Annotated in this window: 17 protein-coding genes; 11 read left to right on the top strand and 6 right to left on the bottom strand. The window is 60.2% G+C overall.

Annotated features, from left to right (window positions below; translation table 11 throughout):
* Window positions 1–59: 59 nt before the first annotated feature.
* From NKJ80_RS22800 to NKJ80_RS22775, 6 genes are read right to left on the bottom strand one after another with little or no spacing between them, the layout of a single operon-like run.
* Window positions 60–1,079 (bottom strand): chemotaxis response regulator protein-glutamate methylesterase, encoded by a 1,020-nt coding sequence (locus NKJ80_RS22800; RefSeq protein WP_023705673.1) that lies wholly within the window; start codon window positions 1,077–1,079, stop codon window positions 60–62.
* A 22-nt stretch (window positions 1,080–1,101) separates the two neighbouring features.
* Entirely contained in the window at window positions 1,102–3,375 is a 2,274-nt protein-coding gene (locus NKJ80_RS22795; RefSeq protein ID WP_023705672.1) for a hybrid sensor histidine kinase/response regulator, read from the bottom strand.
* A complete protein-coding gene (locus NKJ80_RS22790; RefSeq protein ID WP_023705671.1) occupies window positions 3,372–4,076 on the bottom strand; it encodes a chemotaxis protein CheW in 705 nt (234 codons plus the stop codon). The genes NKJ80_RS22795 and NKJ80_RS22790 overlap by 4 nt, the downstream gene beginning before the upstream one ends.
* Complete coding sequence (locus tag NKJ80_RS22785) at window positions 4,076–5,317, bottom strand: CheR family methyltransferase (RefSeq protein ID WP_023705670.1); 1,242 nt, start codon at window positions 5,315–5,317, stop codon at window positions 4,076–4,078. Before NKJ80_RS22785 ends, NKJ80_RS22790 begins: the two co-directional genes overlap by 1 nt.
* Window positions 5,314–5,781, bottom strand: a complete 468-nt coding sequence (locus NKJ80_RS22780; RefSeq protein WP_352498352.1) for a chemotaxis protein CheW — start codon at window positions 5,779–5,781, stop codon at window positions 5,314–5,316. The genes NKJ80_RS22785 and NKJ80_RS22780 overlap by 4 nt, the downstream gene beginning before the upstream one ends.
* A 23-nt stretch (window positions 5,782–5,804) precedes the next feature.
* Window positions 5,805–7,442: a methyl-accepting chemotaxis protein gene (locus NKJ80_RS22775; protein ID WP_023705668.1), complete on the bottom strand. Its 1,638-nt coding sequence runs from the start codon at window positions 7,440–7,442 to the stop codon at window positions 5,805–5,807.
* Window positions 7,443–8,545: 1,103 nt separating this feature from the next.
* Here NKJ80_RS22775 and nanR point away from each other — a divergent pair.
* The 11 genes from nanR (at window position 8,546) to NKJ80_RS22720 (ending at window position 19,110) form a co-directional block, all read left to right on the top strand.
* On the top strand, window positions 8,546–9,253 hold the full coding sequence (gene nanR / locus NKJ80_RS22770) for a transcriptional regulator NanR (protein WP_023734096.1): 708 nt from the start codon (window positions 8,546–8,548) through the stop codon (window positions 9,251–9,253).
* Complete coding sequence (locus NKJ80_RS22765; RefSeq protein WP_352498351.1) at window positions 9,253–9,558, top strand: putative quinol monooxygenase; 306 nt, start codon at window positions 9,253–9,255, stop codon at window positions 9,556–9,558. Before nanR ends, NKJ80_RS22765 begins: the two co-directional genes overlap by 1 nt.
* 47 nt (window positions 9,559–9,605) lie before the next feature.
* On the top strand, window positions 9,606–10,382 hold the full coding sequence (locus NKJ80_RS22760; RefSeq protein WP_352498350.1) for an HpcH/HpaI aldolase family protein: 777 nt from the start codon (window positions 9,606–9,608) through the stop codon (window positions 10,380–10,382).
* A gap of 14 nt (window positions 10,383–10,396) precedes the next feature.
* Window positions 10,397–11,449 (top strand): NAD(P)-dependent oxidoreductase, encoded by a 1,053-nt coding sequence (locus tag NKJ80_RS22755; RefSeq protein WP_352498349.1) that lies wholly within the window; start codon window positions 10,397–10,399, stop codon window positions 11,447–11,449.
* 120 nt (window positions 11,450–11,569) lie between these two features.
* Window positions 11,570–13,225, top strand: coding sequence for an extracellular solute-binding protein (locus NKJ80_RS22750; RefSeq protein WP_023734092.1), 1,656 nt, complete (start codon window positions 11,570–11,572; stop codon window positions 13,223–13,225).
* Window positions 13,226–13,336: 111 nt separating this feature from the next.
* Window positions 13,337–14,251, top strand: a complete 915-nt coding sequence (locus NKJ80_RS22745) for a carbohydrate ABC transporter permease (protein ID WP_245260838.1) — start codon at window positions 13,337–13,339, stop codon at window positions 14,249–14,251.
* A complete protein-coding gene (locus tag NKJ80_RS22740; RefSeq protein WP_023827582.1) occupies window positions 14,251–15,099 on the top strand; it encodes a carbohydrate ABC transporter permease in 849 nt (282 codons plus the stop codon). The genes NKJ80_RS22745 and NKJ80_RS22740 overlap by 1 nt, the downstream gene beginning before the upstream one ends.
* A gap of 12 nt (window positions 15,100–15,111) precedes the next feature.
* Window positions 15,112–16,206: an ABC transporter ATP-binding protein gene (locus NKJ80_RS22735; protein WP_023669457.1), complete on the top strand. Its 1,095-nt coding sequence runs from the start codon at window positions 15,112–15,114 to the stop codon at window positions 16,204–16,206.
* Complete coding sequence (locus NKJ80_RS22730; protein ID WP_023689442.1) at window positions 16,203–18,176, top strand: D-apionate lactonase family protein; 1,974 nt, start codon at window positions 16,203–16,205, stop codon at window positions 18,174–18,176. The genes NKJ80_RS22735 and NKJ80_RS22730 overlap by 4 nt, the downstream gene beginning before the upstream one ends.
* Window positions 18,177–18,273: 97 nt before the next feature.
* Window positions 18,274–18,579: a DUF6894 family protein gene (locus tag NKJ80_RS22725; RefSeq protein ID WP_023689441.1), complete on the top strand. Its 306-nt coding sequence runs from the start codon at window positions 18,274–18,276 to the stop codon at window positions 18,577–18,579.
* Between the two features lie 36 nt (window positions 18,580–18,615).
* Window positions 18,616–19,110, top strand: coding sequence for a YidB family protein (locus NKJ80_RS22720; RefSeq protein WP_023682271.1), 495 nt, complete (start codon window positions 18,616–18,618; stop codon window positions 19,108–19,110).
* The last annotated feature ends 7 nt before the right edge of the window (window positions 19,111–19,117 follow it).

Genomic DNA, 19,117 nt, shown 5'->3' with positions numbered 1-19,117 from the left:
AATAGTTATCTGCGAGTGGCGGGACCAACTCTGGTTCTTGCGTCATCGGAAGGGGCCTTTCACGTGGAGCGCTCGCAGGCTTCGATTATACGTGAGCCGATCGCACCCAAAGGAAGAATATCAACAGCCGCGCCGATGTCGGCGGCGGCCTTCGGCATGCCATAGACGGCACTGGTTGCTCTATCCTGCGCGATTGTGAGATGCCCCTTGTCACGGAGCTGTCTCAGCCCGCGCGCACCATCCCTGCCCATGCCTGTGAGCAGAACACCAATCACCGGGCCAGGCCACCATTGCGCCGCACTTTCGAAGAACACATCTACGGACGGCCGATAAACATTGTCCTTGGGGCTGGGCGTATAGCCAAGTTGCTGAGCTGACTTGAAAACCAGATGATCCGCAGAACTGGCAACGAGAACGGTGCCCGCTTGAGGGCTATCCCTTTCCCCCGCCGGACGGATCGGGAGACGCGTATGCTGCCCTAGCCAATCAACAAGGCCTGGAACGAACTGAGCATCGAGATGCTGGACGAGCACAATCGCGCCGCCAAAATCAACGGGAAACGCGCTCAGGACTGCGGCAACGGCAGCCGGCCCGCCCGCAGAGGCGCCGATTGCTATCAGGCGTCGAGTTGACGGCTCAGCCGCACGTGACATCCGCCTTTTTGCCTGGGTAGGCGCATCACCGATCAGCTTGCCTATCGTTAGTATCTTGTTCGTCAAAAGCCGGGCGGATTGCGAGGACGCGTTGCCTTCAATGCCCACTGACGGAATATCGACTGCGTCAAGCGCGCCATGACCCATTGCTTCGTAGACGCCGGCGAGGTTGGCTTCGATACTGGCGGTCACCAGCAAGATTGAGCACGGGGTTTCCGCCATGATTCTGCGGGTCGCTTCCACGCCGTCCATCTCTGGCATCGCTAGATCCATGAGTATCAGATCCGGCAGATCACGTCTGCAGACCTCGACCGCCTCACGCCCATTAGTCGCGATCCACGCGACCTGATGTTCGCCGGTCAACAGAACCAGTCGACGCAGAAGTTCAACCGCCATCGGCATGTCGTTAACTACGCCGATTCTCATTCGCTGGCTTCCAATCTCGATCTCATTCAGCCGCCTCGCCAATCATGTCCACGACGGCATGGATCAGCGCCTCGTCCTGAAAACTACTCTTGGTCAGATAATAGTCCGCACCTGCGTCGAGCCCGCGCGCGCGATCTTCTTCCCGATCCTTGTATGAAACGATCATAATGGGTGTGTTCTTGAGATCAGCATCCTTTCTGATCAAACTCACCAGCTCGATGCCATCCATGCGAGGCATGTCGATGTCGGTGACGACGAGATCGAAAGGACCAGACCGGACGGCATTCCACCCGTCCATGCCGTCTACCGCCACTTCGACCTCATAACCGTAATTGCCGAGCATCTTGCGCTGGAGTTCGCGAACCGTCAGTGAATCGTCAATCACGAGCACGCGCTTGCGCCTGCTCGCTTCGGGACCGCCCGCGGCGCGCCGAAGAGCTCGAAATCCGCTGGACGATGCAAGCTTTTCCACCGATCGGATCAGATCGTCGACGTCGAAGATCAGAACAGGCGAACCGTCTTCCATCAGGGCCGCTGCGCTGATGTCCTTGATCTTGGCAAACCGTGGATCGAGAGGTCTGATCACTAACTCGCGTTCCCCGAGAAAACGGTCAACGATCAGGCCGTACGCATCGCCCCGACCCGCATCCACGACGACGACCGATAGTTCGTTCGGTTCCGATCCGGGCTCACCTCGATCGAGCACCTCGCGAGCGGTGACCAGCCCGATCTGTCGATCGTTCAATCGAAAATGCGGCCGGCCCTGCAGGACGTTGATCTCCGTCCGTTGCAGTTTCAAAGTCTTGGAAATGGCAGCGAGTGGAAAAGCATAGGGCTCTCCATCGACATCGACGAGCAGCGTGCGGAGGACCGACAGTGTCAGCGGCAATTGCAGTTGAAATCGGGTTCCGTGGCCAAATTCTGAGGAGACGCTTGCGACTCCCCGGACTTCCTTCGTCATGGCTTGCACTGCATCGAGCCCCACACCGCGACCTGAGACGTCGGTAAGGCCCGCTTTCATGGAAAAGCCTGGCAGAAACAGAAACGCGAGCAATTCGCTTTCGCTGAGTGTTTCAGCACTTTCCCTGGTTGCAAGTTGCCGGGCGACGACGGCCTCGCGCAGCTTCGAGAGCTCTATCCCCCTGCCGTCGTCCACCACGGCTATCTGCAGCAGCCCGGCATTGTGCCTCGCTTCGAGCCTGATGAGCCCCTCTTCGGGTTTGCCCATCGCGAGGCGCTCCTCAGGCGGTTCAAGCCCATGGTCTACAGCGTTGCGCAGAAGGTGCCCCAAAGGGGCATCGAGCTGCTCGAGGATATCGCGGTCGATGCCGGTCGAGCCGCCTACGATCTCCAGTCGCACCCGCTTGCCAAGGGTACGACCGAGGTCGCGGATCATTCTCGCATAGTGTCGCACGCCGTCCTCAAAAGGCCGCATCCGGCTCGCCAACGTTTCGTCGTACAATCTGTTGGCAAGATCGGTCGCTTTCCGATCCACTGAATCCAACTCATCGAAACGCTCCGCCAGGAACGCTTGGCTCAACCGAAGCTTTCGCTGCGCTTCAGCCAGCGCCTCCACCACCGCCGCATCGTTTGAAACCGGCGGCAGCACTGCATGAAGATTGTCGAATGCACTTGCGAGGTCCGATTGAAGTCGCTTCAGCCGTAGCAGCCCGTCAGCGAATGGCCTGAGCCGCCGAGCTTCCATCAGCGACTCGCCAGCCAGCCCGAGCAATCGGTTCAGGCTGTCTGCCGTCACCCGAACCATTCTATCAGAGCTGATGCTGCCGTGGGCTTGCGGCACCGCCCCAACGAGGAGGTTCGCTGAAGAGGTCGTCGCCAGTTGCTCCTGGGCATGATCTGGAGTTGCGAAATCAGCTGCAGAATCTTGGGGCCCGGGCTTTGCCTGGGGGAGGGACAACCCCTCGAACTTCGCGAGAAAGGTTTCGACTTCTGAGTTGGCGCTTTCGCTCGATGATCCCGATGCGATCAATTTCAAAAGGTCAGAACCTTGCAGAAGCGCGTCTATATGCTCCCGTCGCACCCTCAGATGCCCGCGTTGCGCTGCGACCAGGCAGTCTTCCATCGCATTTGCAACTTTGACTGCGGGCATCAGGTCGATGATGCGGGCAGCTCCTTTCAGGGAATGCGCGGCACGCATGCATGCTTCCAGGGCGTCGGCGGCGATAGGATCGCGTTCGAGTGCCAGAAGTCCAGAGGTCAGAGCCCGTGACTGCGTCTCCAGTTCGGCCTGGAAGAGGCTGAGCATCGAAACCTGGCTGAAGTCTTCATCTGTCATGCGATGCTCCGATCCAGCATCGTGAGCAGTTGTCGTGGATCGAGACAGCCAACGGCTCGTCCTTGCCATGGCAGCACGGCAACCGTAGCGGCCGACAGTGCCTTGCCAATCATGGCCGGAACAGCGAGAGTGTCGCGTTCCTGGTACCGATGTAAGCCGTGGATCTCATCAACCATAAAAGCAACCCGCTTGTCGCGCTCGCCTACCACGACAAGGCGGCGAAATACCTTGGTTCGTGTGCCTTGTTCCCCTTCCTTGCGCTCGTCTATCCCGAGCAATTCGGCCAGGGACAGGCAAATAAGCAATTCACCACGGACATTCGCAATGCCGAGCAGTGCACTGTTCCTGCGATGTGGAAGTGAATGAACGCGACGAGATTCAGCCACTTCATGAAAAATACCGACCGGAAGTGCCAGCCATTCCTCCCCCAAACGGAAGAGAACGGCCGTCTGCAGCGCGTCGCTGTCTGCCGAATCGATCCCTGCACGACCAGCCTTGTCAGGCCATTCGTCGCGAGATGCCGAGGGAGCTGCACGGTCGAGGAGGCGTCGTGCGATCTTCTTGTAGGTCGGGCAATTGCGGCAGTGGAGATGCTGCTCTAGTAGCGGACATGACTTGTCACCCCGTACGCCTATTTGCCGCCAGCAGTCGTTGATTTCGATCTCCTCCACCGGCTGAGCGATCCTTGTCGAAGCCGCCATCAACTGCCGCTCCTTTTCTGGACCCGACCCAGCCGGCCGGCCAGCGCCTCGGCGCCGTTATGGTCGCCTTGCTTGCTAAGCAGCAAGGCCAGATGGACAAGAGCTTCTCGATGATTTGGCGCGAGATAGAGCGCCTTGCGATAACTTTGCGCGGCTTCGGGTGCAGAACCATCCGCATCCTGGACGAGGCCCAGCAGGTAGAAGATTTCTGCGGAAGGACCGAACTCCCTGAGATGCGCCAGGGCGACCTCCTGTGCCTCCTTTACGCGTCCTGCATTGGCGATCCGTTCAACCGCGATGAGGCTTTCCGAGGCGCGTGCAAGCGGCTTGGCCGGAGCCTGCCCGCGGCCTTCATTGCCACTTGTCGGTCGGAACGGACGAAGAGGCTCGCTCTTGTTGACCTTAGGGCTTGGCGTCCGCACCGGGACGGCGGCCGAAACCTTCGGCGCCGTGGTCTTGACGGGCTCCGATTTCAGAAAGGCGAAGGCCAATGGCCATTCAGCGGAAAGAAAGCCATGCACCCTTGGAAGAGCTGCTTCCGCCGGACCGACCAGAAGAAGTCCGTCTTTGGCCAGCAGGTCCTTCAGGCAGATCAATGCGCGATCCTGCAGCTCTCGATTGAAATAGATCAGCAAATTGCGGCAAAGCAGGATGTCATAGACCTCTTGCCCGAAAGGCGCGTGAGAACCGAACAAGTTTCCTACCATGAACCGAACCTGTTTCAGCACCCCAGCAACAGGCCGCAACCCGCCCTCGGCCGCTTCGAAATAGCGATCCTTGAATTCTAAATGGCTGCCGCGAAACGAATTGCGGCCATAGATGGCGTGTTCAGCCGTCGCGATATTGCGGCTGCTGACGTCCACGCCATCGATCTTGAACTCATGCGCCTCAAAGCCGGCATCGAACATGGCCATGGCGACCGAGTAAGCCTCTTCGCCGGTTGAACATGGCAGGCTCAGGATTCTTATCGGCTGAGCAGGCTTGTGCGCGCGCGCATGCCGCGCCAGCATCGTGAACGCTTCTCGGTCGCGAAAGAACCAGGTCTCTGGGATCACCACCGCATTGATCAGCTCCTGCAGCTCCTGCGAGGAACCGGCCAAGTGTTGCCTATAGGCCTGAGGGTTGGTTATCCGGCATGCTTCCATCCGTTCTCTGACCGCCTGACGAACCACTGTCGGACCAACGCTGGCACTGTCCAGTCCAATGGTTTCCGTCAGGAGCTTTTCTATTGCTCCGGTCATTGATCACCTATTGCCGCCTGGCGGAGCAAAGCGGTACGAATCTCTTCCGAAAGCAGCGCTTCCACTTTGACCCACTGAATGATCTCCAAACCATCGGAAGCCACCGGCCCAAGATAGGGCGGGGTTCCTGGTTCCAGTCCGAACGGCGCGAAATCGGCCGGGTCTCGCTCGATCGTATCCGTCACCCGTTCCGCGATCAGCCCCAGCAGGCGTCGCTCGCCATCATCCGCCGGATAGCGCGTCACAACGATCCGGGTGCTCAACAGGCGCTCCGATGGTCGGCCAAGCGCAAGAAGGGTGACATCGATCAGGGGGATGGGTATTCCGTTATAGCTGACCAAACCCACCACACCAGTTGGCGCACCCGGAAGAACTTTCACGTCGATATAGGGCAGCACCTCTTCCATTTTGTGGACATCGATCAAGTAGCGATCCGGACCCATGCTGAAGGCGAGGAATAGCATTGTCACCTCCTACTGCCGGCTCGCTATGCTCGTAGCTTGAACCTCGATATGCTACTTCGCATGCCGCCTGAGACTTGATTGAGCTCGTCGATCGCGAGCGTCGATTGCTGAAGGGACTCGACTGTTTGCTGAGCTGCCTCGCTTAGCTGGGTTAGCGTGTCGCTGATCTGCCCCGCGCCGGTCGCCTGTGCTTGCATGCCTTCATTGGCGACTTCGAAACGTGGCACCAGCCCCTGAACCTGCTGAATGATCTCGAAGAGTTGCCCGCCGACCTGCTGGATGTCCTGCATACCCCGACGGACCTGCTCGGAAAACTTGTCCATGCCCATCACCCCGGCCGCGACTGCCGACTGGATGTCCTTGACCATTTGCTCGATATCGTAGGTGGAGACAGCTGTCTGGTCCGCGAGCCTTCGGATTTCCGTCGCCACCACTGCAAAACCCCGGCCATATTGGCCTGCCTTCTCCGCCTCGATGGAAGCGTTGAGCGACAACAGGTTCGTCTGATCGGCCACTTTGGTGATGGTCGTCACCACCTGATTGATGCTGCCGGCTTTCTCGCTCAGGATCGCCAGTTTGGAATTGATCGCGCCAGCCGCTTCCATGACCTGCTGCATGGTTTCTTCCATACGGGTCAGCCCCGCTTGCCCCCCGCCAGCCACGGCAGCGGTTTGTTCGGCAACTGTGGAGACCTCGTTCATCGTGCGGACCAGTTCGTTTGATGTGGCGGAGATTTCCTTGGCTGTCGCTCGGATTTCTGTTGTGGTCGCTGCGATTTCAGTCGCAGTTGCCTGCTGTTGCTTGGAGGTGGCGGCGATCTCAGTTATCGACGTGCCGACCTGTATGCTGGACCTTTGAACCTGACCAATGAGGGTTGTGAGATCGTCCGCCATTGCGTTGAAGCCGTCGGCAAGCACGCTGAATTCGTCTCGGCGCCTCAGATCGAGCCGTTCGCTGAAGTCGCCTTGCCGCATCAATTGAACCGCGTCGACCAAACGGGTGAGCGGACCTGTAATGGCGCGAAACAGCTGGTAACCCAAAAGAAGGGCTAGCCCGAGGGCTATCAACAAGCCAACGCTCAAACCGACTTCGGCCGTTCTGACGATCGAGCTGATCCGCTGCGTCGCGCTGTTTGCCTCGCCTCTGTGATCCTCAACCATGGCCTGCAGAGCGGACTGCAATTTTACAAAGATCGGCTCTACTTCGTTCTTGATAGCTGGGCTTTCATTGGGAGTTTCACCTTTCGACAAGGCAGCCCGGCTTGTTTCCAGCACAGCAGTTTCAGCCAGACGGAATTGGTTGGCGAGTTGTTTGACGGCTGCATAATTCTGCTTGTCGATATCGGAGACGATCGTTGCCTCATAGTCGTCCATCGACCGCTGCACCTGGTTGCGATTGGTCGTGATCGCGTTTGCAACCGTGCTTCTGTCTGACGGGTTGTCCTGAAGGGCATATTCCTGAAGCAGACTATGGGCCGCCATCTGGCCCGTCATGATCTCGGTACTGTGATAAAGGTCCGGAAGGATGCCCTTCTCGACCTCAGTCGCCTCCTCCCCCGCCTGAAGAAACCAGGCGTACGCGATGAGGGCTATCACGGACATGACCACCAGAACGGCTGCGAAACTGACGAGGATGCGGTGGCGTATTGTCAGACTCTTCATGGAACCGGTTCACCAATGGGGGGCATCGTGGGCTGCGCGACAAGCGCTCGTTCCGACATATTCGAAAAGGTGCGTCGAAAAGCGGTAGTCTGATGCTGAATGGTTTCTTTTCCGTTCCATAGCTAATGATGGCGAGGCGGCTCGCCAATCGGCGCCGCCAGAAGCGGTGGTCAAAGGACGACTGCCGTCCACGCACATCAGCCCGAGATCGGCTGGATGGCACGCCGCGTCAGGAGGAGCGTGGACGAGCTGCTTGAGGCCACGAATTGAATGACTGCTTAGGCCAGGTCGAGGCAAGAAAGCCGACGTCCTGCTTGCTGCCCCTAAGCTGCCAGGCGGGAACGCGCCTCATATCAGCCGTCCAGCATGATCGTCGCACTGAAAGCGGATCGCCGAAACCACATGTCGCAAACTGGCCAGCGCGTAGATTGGCGCCGAGTACGGGTTCGACATGCGCAGGTGACGATAACTAAATGGCAAGCGCCCCCGCCTGAGGCCCCTCAGGACTAAAATGATCTTGAGACAGTTTCAAATGCGCATCCTCAAGCGGCGGCCGCCAACCGCACAAGGATGAGCACAACGTGACGAGCGCTCTGGAGCGTAGAGGGGACTAACCCGACAATCCCTTCCTTTGCGACATTGCGGCGGGGAAAAAGATTACGAGATGGAGCAGGCGTATTGCCAAAGGGGTCCAGCAGCGAGAGTTCGCGTTTTCCGCCTCGGCTGTGAACCCGCTTCCATTCGCTGATCTTGCTCAGGTCGAGGTCTACTTGCCATCGAGGGCTCATGTCCCTGCTCATAAGCAGGCGGTTGGGTAGGTCTCGGCCAGCACACGGCCCGGTGGCACTCCTGGGGTCCACACCGCAGGTTCAAACTGACCACCGACCCAGGGTTCGAAGACCGTTCCCGATCGGAACACCGAGCAGATTGTGCTCGCTCTCCCTCAAGTTACTGAAATCTTCGTGAAGACATTGAAGGCGTCGCAAAGGACGCCTCGACAACGACGGAGTGCTTTAAGGGCCCGGCCACCGGATGCTTAGATCTCGTTGACAAGGGGTGCTATGGGATCATAACGTACCTGATTGGTATAACAGGTATGCCACATGATCGGAGTTCTGATCAAACAGCGGAAGCTTTCGGACGAGGTGGCAGCGCACCTCGAGCGGATGATCCGAGAGGGAGAGTTGGCCGAAGCCGACCGTCTCCCATCTGAACGGGAACTCATGCGGCAGTTCGGGGTAGGGCGGCCTTCCATCCGTGAGGCGCTGCTGCATCTGAGCAAAATGGGCCTTGTCGAGGTAAAATCGGGGGAGCGTGCCCGCGTCACTCGACCCACTCCTCAATTCGTGATCGACGCCCTTTCAGGGCCGGCTCGGCACATGATTTCGGCGCCGGGAGGGGTTCACGACTTCCAGAGCGCGCGGTTGTTTTTCGAGGTCGGCCTTGCCCGCAACGCCGCTGTGCATGCTACCCCGGAAGACATTGAGAGCCTCAAGGAGGCGCTCGAACTCAACCGTCAATCAATCGGCGACCTGGCGCGCTTCGAGCGCACGGACGTAGACTTCCATTACGTGCTGGCGGTAATCACCCGCAATCGGATCTTTACAGCTATTCACGCGGCGTTGGCTGAATGGTTGCTCGAACAGCGTCGCACCACATTGGCCAAGGGTGAAGACCGCAAGGCTTACCAGGCTCATCGCGAAATCTTCGAGGCCGTCGCCGCGCGCGATCCAGACGCGTCAGAGGCGGCCATGCGCAGCCATCTCGAATATGTGGCCAAGCGGTATCTGCAACTTGCGAGGCCCAAGTGATGACCGGATTTGTCGTCTGGGTCGATTTCCGCCTGAGGCCTGGTGCCCGGGACAGATTCCGAGAACTTGTCGACGCCAATGCGACCGCCTCGATGCGCACCGAGCCCGGCTGCCGCCGCTTTGACGTGACGGAGGCGCGCGGCGAACTGGATCGGGTCCTGCTCTATGAGATTTACGATAGCGAGGCCGCATTCGAGGACCACTGCCGCACCGCTCATTTCGACGAATTCAATACGCAGAGCGCGCCGCTCGTCGTGACCAAGTTGGTGACGACCTGCGACCTCGTTCTTGAAGCCACGCATTGAGGCGAACATAGGCGGATTGGCCCATTGGGGCGAACGGGAGGAAGTGCATGTCGGAGCCAAGTCTCAGGGCGTTAGTTTCTCACAAGCGGGTCAAGCTCGGCACGCTCGTCGCCGAGTTCGCCACGCCGGGAATCGGTCACATCCTGAAGTCAGCTGGCTGCGATTTCGTCTTTTTCGACATGGAGCATTCGGGATTTAGCTTGGAAACGCTGAAGAGTGCGATCCGTTATTTCGAGGCGGCCGATCTGCCGGTCATGGTGCGTGTGCCGTCGCAGGACTACCATTTCCTCGCCCGCGCCATGGACATGGGCGCCGAAGGCCTGATCGCGCCGATGGTGAGCAGCGTCGAACAGGCGCAGCACATCATCAACTCCATGAAGTACCACCCTGCCGGCGCCCGCGGTGTGGCGCTGCAGATCGCTCATGACCGCTACCGCCCAGGCTCGGTCGCTGATAAATTCGAGGCCGCCAACAAGCGCTCCACGTTCATCTGCCTGATCGAGACCGCCGACGGCGTCAAGAACATTGACGGCATCGCGGGACTGGACGGGGTTGATTGTCTTTGGGTCGGACATTTCGATCTGTCCGTCTCGCTCGGCATTCCTGGCGACTTCGCCCACCCCACTTTCACTGCTGCAATGGCCAAAATCGTTGCCGCCGCCAAAAAGCACAACAAATCGCTTGGACGCTTGGTGCCCAACGTCGCCCAGGGACACGAGTTCTACGCACAGGGCTTCGATTTCATTTGTTATTCAGGCGACGTTTGGGTCCTGCACGACGCGATCGCCGACGCGGTTTCCAAGATCCGGGCCGGGTGCCAATAGGAGCGGAGGAGACGATGGACGGCGTAGAATTCAGGGTGGCGCTTTCCGGTGATTTCCGCAAGCCGGACGGCTCGCCGACCTACCCAGATTTCGATCTGGAGCCGCTGCGCAATGCGACAGGTGTCGAGATGGTGTTCCTGGAGTCAAACAGTCCGCTTCGCGCCGACCAACTTGAGGATTTCGATGCGCTGATCCTCCTCGCCCATCGTTTCGATGCCACGAGTGTCCCCAGGAGCCGCCGCCTGGCCGTCATTGCCCGCTTCGGGGTCGGCTACGACACTGTCGACCTTGAGGCATGCACCGCAGCCGGTATTGCCTTGGTCATCACGCCCGATGGCGTGCGACGGCCCGTCGCCGTATCCGTCATCACCTTCATGCTGGCGCTGACCGGCAAGCTGCTGACAAAGGACGCGCTCACCCGCAAAGGGTCTGTTGGTTTTGAGAAGCGCTCCGAACATATGGGGGTCGGCCTCGTCGGGCGTACGCTTGGGTCGCTGGGCATCGGCAATATCGGTGCCGAGGTCTTCCGCTTGGCGAAGCCCTTTGACATGCAATTCATTGCCCATGACCCGTTTGCCGACAAGGGGGTCGCTGCCGACCTGGGTGTCGAGCTGGTCGGGCTGGAGGATCTGTTTCGCCGCGCCGACGTGCTGTCGGTGAGTTGCCCCCTGTCGCCCCAGACCCACCACATCGTCAATGCCGAGCGGATCGCCCTGATGAAGCCGACAGCTTACCTGATCAACACCGCGCGCGGCCCGATCGTCGACCAGAAAGCGCTGACGCAAGCGCTGCAGGAGCGCCGCATCGCCGGCGCCGGTCTCGACGTGCTGGAACAAGAGCCTCCCGAGGCAGACGATGCGATCCTCAAATTCGACAATGTCATCCTGGCGCCGCACGCGCTTTGCTGGACCGACCAGTGCTTTGCCGGCAACGGTGCCGCGGACGTCAAAGCGGTAATGGAGGTGCAGCGTGGTCGCGAGCCGCGCGGCGTGGTCAATCGCGAGGTGCTTTCGAGCGAGCTGTGGAAGACCAGGCTGTCTGGGCTCGCCGCCCGCTTTGGAACCTAGGAGGACACTGATTTTCGGCGCGCCGCCGCGGCCTCTTTGCGGCGACCTTACGGGAGGAAATGCTTGACCGCTGCGCCGGCGGACGAGTGAAGCAAAAGGAAAATGGGAGGACCAAGCACTATGAACGATCGTGAAAAACGTGACTTTCAGGCAGGCCTCGAAGCAGAGGTCGACGCCTTCATGCGCGGCGAAACCACCCGCCGAACTTTCATCACCCGCTTCGGTCAGATGACCGGTATGTTGGCCGTGTCCGGCCCGCTGCTGGGGACAATGACCGATTGGGCGCTGGCGCAGCAAACATTGGAATTGGCGGACGCCACGTCGCCGCTCGGCCAGGCGCAGGCCGCAGCCCTGAAAGCATCGAAGGAAGGGCCTGCGGACGGTTCCGCCTTTCGCGCGGCGGAGGCGGCCAAGGCGCATTCGGGCGTCACCCTCAACATGACCTACGAGGCTGGCCTGCAGGCACTCGACCCGCGCAATTTCAGTGGGCCGATGTGGGAGCAGCTTACCGGGATGAAGTCGAATGTCGTCGAGCTGTCGAACCCGGACCAGTACTCCAAGGCGGTCGCCGAGCACATCGCCGGCTCAGGTGCCTATGACGTCCTCGACATCTCGCCGGCCTGGACGCCGTCGCTTGCCGATGGCGGCGTCATCGCCCCTCTAGACGACTACATCGCCAAATACATGAACCCGGCAGACCTCGAGGACTATCATCCCCTGTACAAGGCGCTGCCGACCTACAAGGGCAAGATCTGGGGGTTCTTCGACGACGGCGACATGTTCGCTCTCTACTACCGCAAGGACATTTTCGAGGATCCTAAAATGGTGGAGGCTTACCAGGCGAAGTTCAACGCCAAGCTTGGACCGCCCAAGACATGGGAAGAATATGCCCAGATCGCCCAGTTCATCACCGACCAGATGGCGCCAAAGGTCTATGGCGCGGGACATTTCCGCAAGGCGGGCAGCCCCGGCAATCAGTTCGACTTTCTGCAGCAGTACCGGGCCAACGGCGGAAAACTCTTCGGCGACGACATGAAGGCAGGTTTGGTTTCGGATGCCGGCATCAAGACGCTGACAAACATGCTCGCCGCAAACAAGGCCTCGATCCCCGGCAACAACGAGCTCGACGCCGTCTCCTTGTGGGCGGCTTTCCTGACCGGCAAAGTCGCGATGATCTATTCCTGGCCTCCTAGCGGCCGTATGGCGGCGAACTATTCGCAGTCGGCCACGGCAATCAACTTCATTCCGCAGTCCCAGATCGCCGGCAAGGTCGGCTATGCCGTGGTTCCGGGAAATCCGGAACATGCCACCGGCTACAACAAGGCACTGTCGGCCGACTCGCCCAACCCTGAGGCGGCGTATCTGTTCATGCAGTGGGTATGCTCGCCACCCGTCTCGCTGGCACGTTGCATGCTGCCCTACGCGTTACGCGACCCGTACCGCATCTCGCACTTCAAGTCCGAGCTCTACGGCGCGCTCTTCCCGAGTGCCAAGGAGTACCTTGCCAACCTCAACAACTCGGCAAACGTCGGTCTGCTCGACCCGATCATGCCAGGCGCGCAGGACTACTTCTTGAGCATCGATCGCATGTGCACGGCGGTGTGGGCTGGTGCGGATCCGAAGGCGTCGCTTGAAACGGCGGCCGCCGAGTGGAACGAGACGACCGACCGACTGGGTGTGGATTCGCAGAAGGGCTTCTACACCGAGTTCTTGAAACTGCCTGGCGCCACCGCCGACAACACGGTGGAAAAACTTGGCATGGCGGTCACCCTCTGAAGGGAGGCGGACTCTCTGGAGCAATTGGTGTTGCGGGCGCTTGGCTCGCAACACCTCCCCGCTAAGCGGCGATAGGATACGCCTATGCAGCCCACCGCCACGATCCGTCATTTGAAGGCCGCCGGCGCACCGCCCCGGCTGTCTGCCTTTGCCCAATGGGCAGACCGTCATTTCAAGTGGCTGCTGGTCGCCCCCGCTGTGCTGCTGATATTGGCACTGTCGATCTATCCGCTTCTGTTCTCGCTGGTGGTATCCTTCATCAACTACGACTTCCAGGTGCCGGGCCACGCCTTTGTCGGATTGAAAAACTTCGAGCGGGTCGTGTTCGATCCCGTAGCACGTTGGTCGCTGTTGCTGACAGCATCGCTGTCGGGCATCAGCGTCGCTATAGAATTCGTTCTCGGCCTCCTGGTGGCGCTGACAATGGTGCGCAGCTTTCCGGGCCGCGGTGTGATCATGTCGATCCTGATCGTGCCGCTGTTCATCAGCCCGGTCATCGTCGGCCAAGCCTGGACGCTGCTCTTACAGCGGCCTTTTGGACCGACCAACTATGTCCTGACGCAACTATTGGGGCAGGAGGTTACGATCGGCTGGATGACGGAGCGCCCGTGGCTCTACGTCTCGCTGATCATCGCCGATGTCTGGCAGTGGACGCCGTTCATGTTCGTCATCCTGCTCGCCGGGCTGACCGCAATCCCACCCAATCTCTATGAGGCGGCAGAACTCGACGGCGTCAACGCCTGGCAGGTTTTTTGGGCGATCACGCTCCCGCATCTCGGGTCGATGATGCTGCTGGCGCTGACCTTCCGTCTGCTCGACGCAATCCGTATGTTCGATACCATTTTCATCATGACAGGGGGTGGCCCAGGAACACAAACCTACACGGCCTCCTATTATCTTTATACCATAGGCTTCACGCAGTTTCATCTGTCGCAGGCAACAGCAGGAAGTTGGCTGTTCCTGATCTTTACGGCGCTCATCGTGACGTTGCTGGTGCGTCGGCTCTTGAAGGTGGAACCGGTCTGATGGCCGCCGTCGCGCCCGCCCGCCGCAGGAAACGCCGGTCGTTGCCGATCGGCCGAATTCTGCTGCTGGGGTTCTTCCTGGTGTTCGTGCTCTGGCCGCTCTACTGGATGTTCAACACCTCCATCAAGCCCAGCGACGACTACCTCACCGTACCGCCTGTCTGGTTCCCCGCCGCTCCGACGCTTGTCCACTACAAAGCTGCGCTGTTCGCCTATCGTGGTCTGGACGGGCTCATCAACAGCCTGATTATTTCGCTTTCGGCCACGGTGCTTTCGGCGCTGCTCGGCACGCTGATGGCCTATAGCCTGGCGCGCTACGACACCGGCGGCAAGCATCTGTCTTTCTGGGTGCTGTCGCAGCGCTTTTTGCCGCCGATCGGGATCGTGCTGCCGGTGTTCCTGATCTATCGCCAGGTCGGGCTCTACGACACTCATGTCGGCCTGATCATCGCCTATACGGTCTTCACGCTGCCGGTCTCGGTGTGGATGATGTTCGCCTATTTCCGCGGCATGCCGAAGTCGATGGAGGAGGCGGCCCTCGTCGATGGCTGCACGAGATGGGAGGCGTTCTGGCGCGTTGCCGTGCCGCTCGCAGCACCGGGCATCGTCGCGGCGGCTGTCTTCGCCTTCATTGCATGCTGGACGGAGTTCTTCTTCGCTCTGATCTTGACCAGCCGAACTGCCTTTACACTGCCAACGGTCTTCCGCGCCTTCATCGGCTTCCAGGGCGCGCAATATGGCGAAGCCGCGGCCCTTGCCATCGTCTCCCTTGTGCCATCGATCGCCCTTGGGGTCCTTGCTCAACGTCATCTGGTGCGCGGGCTGACGCTCGGCGCCGTTCGCGGTTAGGAAAGCTCCCGCATGGCCGAAGTCAAAATTACCGGCTTGCACAAGCGCTACGGCGCGTTCCATGCCGTGCGCGGGATCGACCTGGACATTCGCGACGGCCAGTTCACCGTTCTGGTTGGACCGTCCGGCTGCGGCAAGTCCACGCTGCTCCGGACCATCGCCGGCCTGGAGGAGATATCGGAAGGCACGATCGAGATCGGCGGCGAGGTGGTCAATGATTTCCGGCCGCGCGATCGCGACGTGGCAATGGTGTTTCAAGATTATGCGCTCTATCCGCATATGAGCGTGGCCAAGAACATTGGCTTCGGCCTCAAGGCTCGCAAGATGCCGAAGCCAGAGGTCGAGGTGCGCGTGGCCGAGGCGGCACGCATGCTTGGCATCACTCCCTTGCTGGGGCGTTTTCCGCGCCAATTATCCGGCGGCCAGCGCCAGCGCGTCGCCATCGGCCGCGCCATAGTCCGCAACCCGCGCATCTTTTTGTTCGACGAGCCGCTGTCCAACCTCGACGCACAGCTTCGCGACGAAATGCGCGGCGAAATCAAACGCCTTCACCAGGACATTGCGACAACGATGATCTACGTCACCCATGACCAGATCGAAGCGATGACGTTGGCTGACCGCATCGTGCTGATGCGCGACGGGTTGATAGAGCAGCAGGGCGCGCCACTCGAGTTGTTCGAGCACCCGGCCTCAACGTTCGTCGCTGGGTTCCTGGGTTCGCCGCGGATGAGCTTCCTGCCAGGTACCCTTGCCTTGGACGCAGGCGCCGCTGCCATCCGGCTCGCGGATGCACTGCTGCCTTTAGCGCGCGGCAGGGGGCTGAAGGGCGTCGCGGACGGACAGCAGGTGCTGCTCGGGTTGAGGCCAGAACACCTCACTCGTGCGCACACTGCAACGCCGGAGCAGGGCACGTTTCGCTATGAGGCAACGATCGACCTGCTGCAGCCGACCGGCTCGCGCAGTTACGCGACATTCCGACTGGCCGGCGCGCCGGTGATGGCTGAGCTGCAGGCGCACGATGTCAGCCGTCCGGGCGAGAAGCTTGCGATCGACATCAACATGAACCGGGCCTCGATCTTCGACGCCACGACGGAGCGCGCAATTTGACCTCGGCAGCTTCCCTGGCAGTCCGCTTGTGTGGCACCGAAGAGCTCGAGGCACCGCTGCGCACGCTGCGCGCCGGATCCTTGTCGGTCGCGTTCGACAATGGGGCGTTGCGTTACATCCACGTTGGGACGATCGAGGTCTTGCGCGGAATCTCGTTTCTTGTACGGGACGAAAACTGGGGAACATGTACCACCGTTCTCGATGATCTGCGGATCGACGAGAGGCCGGATGCGTTCGCCATTGAATACCGTGCAACATGTGCTGCAACATCCGGCCGCCTGATTTACCGGGCGCGCGTCTCAGGCCGTGGCGATGGTGCGCTGTCGTTTGTGGCGGAGGCAGAGCCCGAGACCGACCTTTTGACGAATCGGACCGGCTTCGTCGTCCTTCATCCGATCGAGGGCTTAGCCGGCAAGCCGATAAAGGTGCTGCATGAGGATGGTCACGACGAGCTATCGTTCTTGCCGGACCACATCGATCCAAAATGTCCGTTCACCGACATCCGGGCGTTGTCGCACGAGATCGCGCCTGGGATCTGGGCGACATGCACCATGGAGGGTGATGCCTTTGAGATGGAGGACCAACGCAATTGGTCTGACGCCTCGTATAAAACATATGTCCGCCCTCTGCGTCGCCCGTGGCCTTACAGACTGCCCAGGGGCCAGAAATTCACGCAGGCCGTCCGGCTTCACGTGTCAGGAACGCTCCCTGCCGGGACGTCTGAAAATCGCAATCCACTCATCAACCTGACGATCGGCGGACCAGTCGGCCGAGTGCCCCGCACTGGCGTCGGCGTCGCCGCCGACGAGGCAAAGCACGCGCTCGAAACCCCCGAGCTCCTACGACGAATGGCTCCCCAGTGGATGGTCTGCCAGGTCGATCTCCGGATCGCACACGGCCAGGACGAACTAGAAAGCTACGCCGCGCTCGCACGGCTGACCGGCGCTGGAGTGGTCCTCGAGATTATCACCAAGGGCACGCGCGATCCATTCGGCGAATTGGCGCCGGTCGCGGATGCTGTCCACTCACTCGGCCTCAAACTAGAAGCTGTCTCCGTCTTTCCGGCGCAGGACATGACATCCGTACAGCCGGGAGCACCGTGGCCGACTATGCCCAGCTTCCACGAAAGCTACTCCGCCGCTCGCCGGGCTTTCCCGGGCATCGCGCTGGGCGGCGGCATGGCCGCTTACTTCACCGAACTCAACCGCAAGCGTCCGCCAGCCGAAGCGCTCGACTACGTGACCTTCACCACCTGTCCAAGCGTGCACGCCGCAGATGATGTCTCGGTGATGGAGACACTTCAGGCAATCCCCCATCTAATCCGCTCCGCGCATGCTTTCATGGGGGAACGCTTGCCACTGCGTATCGGTCCCATCCAGCTCGGCTGCCGTGAGAACCCATACGGAAAATCCACTGCGCCGAATGAAGCGAACGCTCGCGTCTGTCTATCGCGCATTGATCCTCGTCAGCGCGGGCTGTTCAATGCGGCTTGGACTGTCGGATATTTCGCGGCCTGCGCTCGCGAAGGAATCGAGGCCGTCGCGTTCGGTGACTTCGCCGGCCCCTTTGGCCAAATCCATAGGAAGGCTGATTTCGTGCAGCCATGGTATGACCAGCAGGATGGCCCAACGGTCTATCCCGCTTTCCATGTCTTGGCTGGTCTCTCAAAGCTCGGCGGAGCCACCTTGCTGTCCGTACGAACTTCCGGCGCTGACGGCGTCGCCACGATCGCGGCTGAACAAGATCGCCGCGTGACCCTGTGGGTCGCTAACCTTACCGCCAAGACGCAATCTGTGCGGCTTTCGGATTCGCCGAGCAGCGCCCGCATTGCTCTTCTCGGCGCCGAGCAGTTCGAGCGGGCGGCAACCGATCCCGACTTCATGGAAAGTTCCGCAAGACCGCTGGATGATCAAAGCATCTCGCTTGGCGCCTACGCCGTCGCGCGAGTCGACCTCGATCGATCGTCTTAGGCCTAGCCGATGTTCGCTGTTTGGCCAAACCCCCGTAAAGATGAGGGTGGTAGTTCCATACTCTAAGGCAGCGCGTGGAATCCATCTCGCTTATACGTTGTACTATCGCGACGGCGACCAGGCTCGCCAGGTTCCGCCTGCCGAGACGCCAAGTTTTGAGGCCGCTCGCGCCGAAGCGATCCGTTGCGGAATCGGCCTGTTGGCTGATCTGGGCGATGACGATATGACCGGATGGTTAGTGCGCATGCGCGATCAGGCAGGCAACGAGCTTTGCACGATCAACGTCTGCGAGGCCGAAGCCGCACCGCAAACGGAAACAAGCCGGTTAGGCAGCACCGCTCACGTCTGTGTCGATATGCCGGCCCTTATTCAATTAGATCGTCGCCGGTCGGAACTTTTGTGATGTTGAGCCCTTGTCCATTGAACAGTGGAGGTACCAATGGCTAACCTGGGAAAATTGGCGATCGCGATGCTCGGCGTCTTGGCATACCAAAATCGCGACAAGATCGGCGACATGATCCGTGGAGCGGGCGATCGCAACCCAAATGATCCGCAAGGCGGGATTCTGGATCAGCTTTCAAAAGGCGTTTCGGGGACCGCGCTTGGCGATATTCTCGACCGGTTCAGAGGGGCAGGCGCCGGATCGAAGGTCGATTCGTGGGTAGGCACCGGGCCGAACGAGCCGATCCAGCCAAGCGAGGTGGAAGCAGCCATAGACGAAGACACCCTGACTTCCCTCTCGATGCAGACCGGCCTATCGCGCGAGGAGCTCATAAGCCGGATCACGCGAGATTTGCCTGAGGCCGTCAGCAAGATGACGCCTACTGGTGAATTGCCCGTTGAGGCGCCGAAAAGCTCCGGTGAGACGACCTTGCTCGACGACGTGCCATCGCACAGGACGCAAGCGAATTCAGGCGGTCAAAGCGATATCTAAGGTGACG

Source organism: Mesorhizobium sp. M0030, assembly GCF_040323695.1.
Taxonomy (GTDB): domain Bacteria; phylum Pseudomonadota; class Alphaproteobacteria; order Rhizobiales; family Rhizobiaceae; genus Mesorhizobium.
This window is presented reverse-complemented; position numbering and strand designations above follow the sequence as displayed.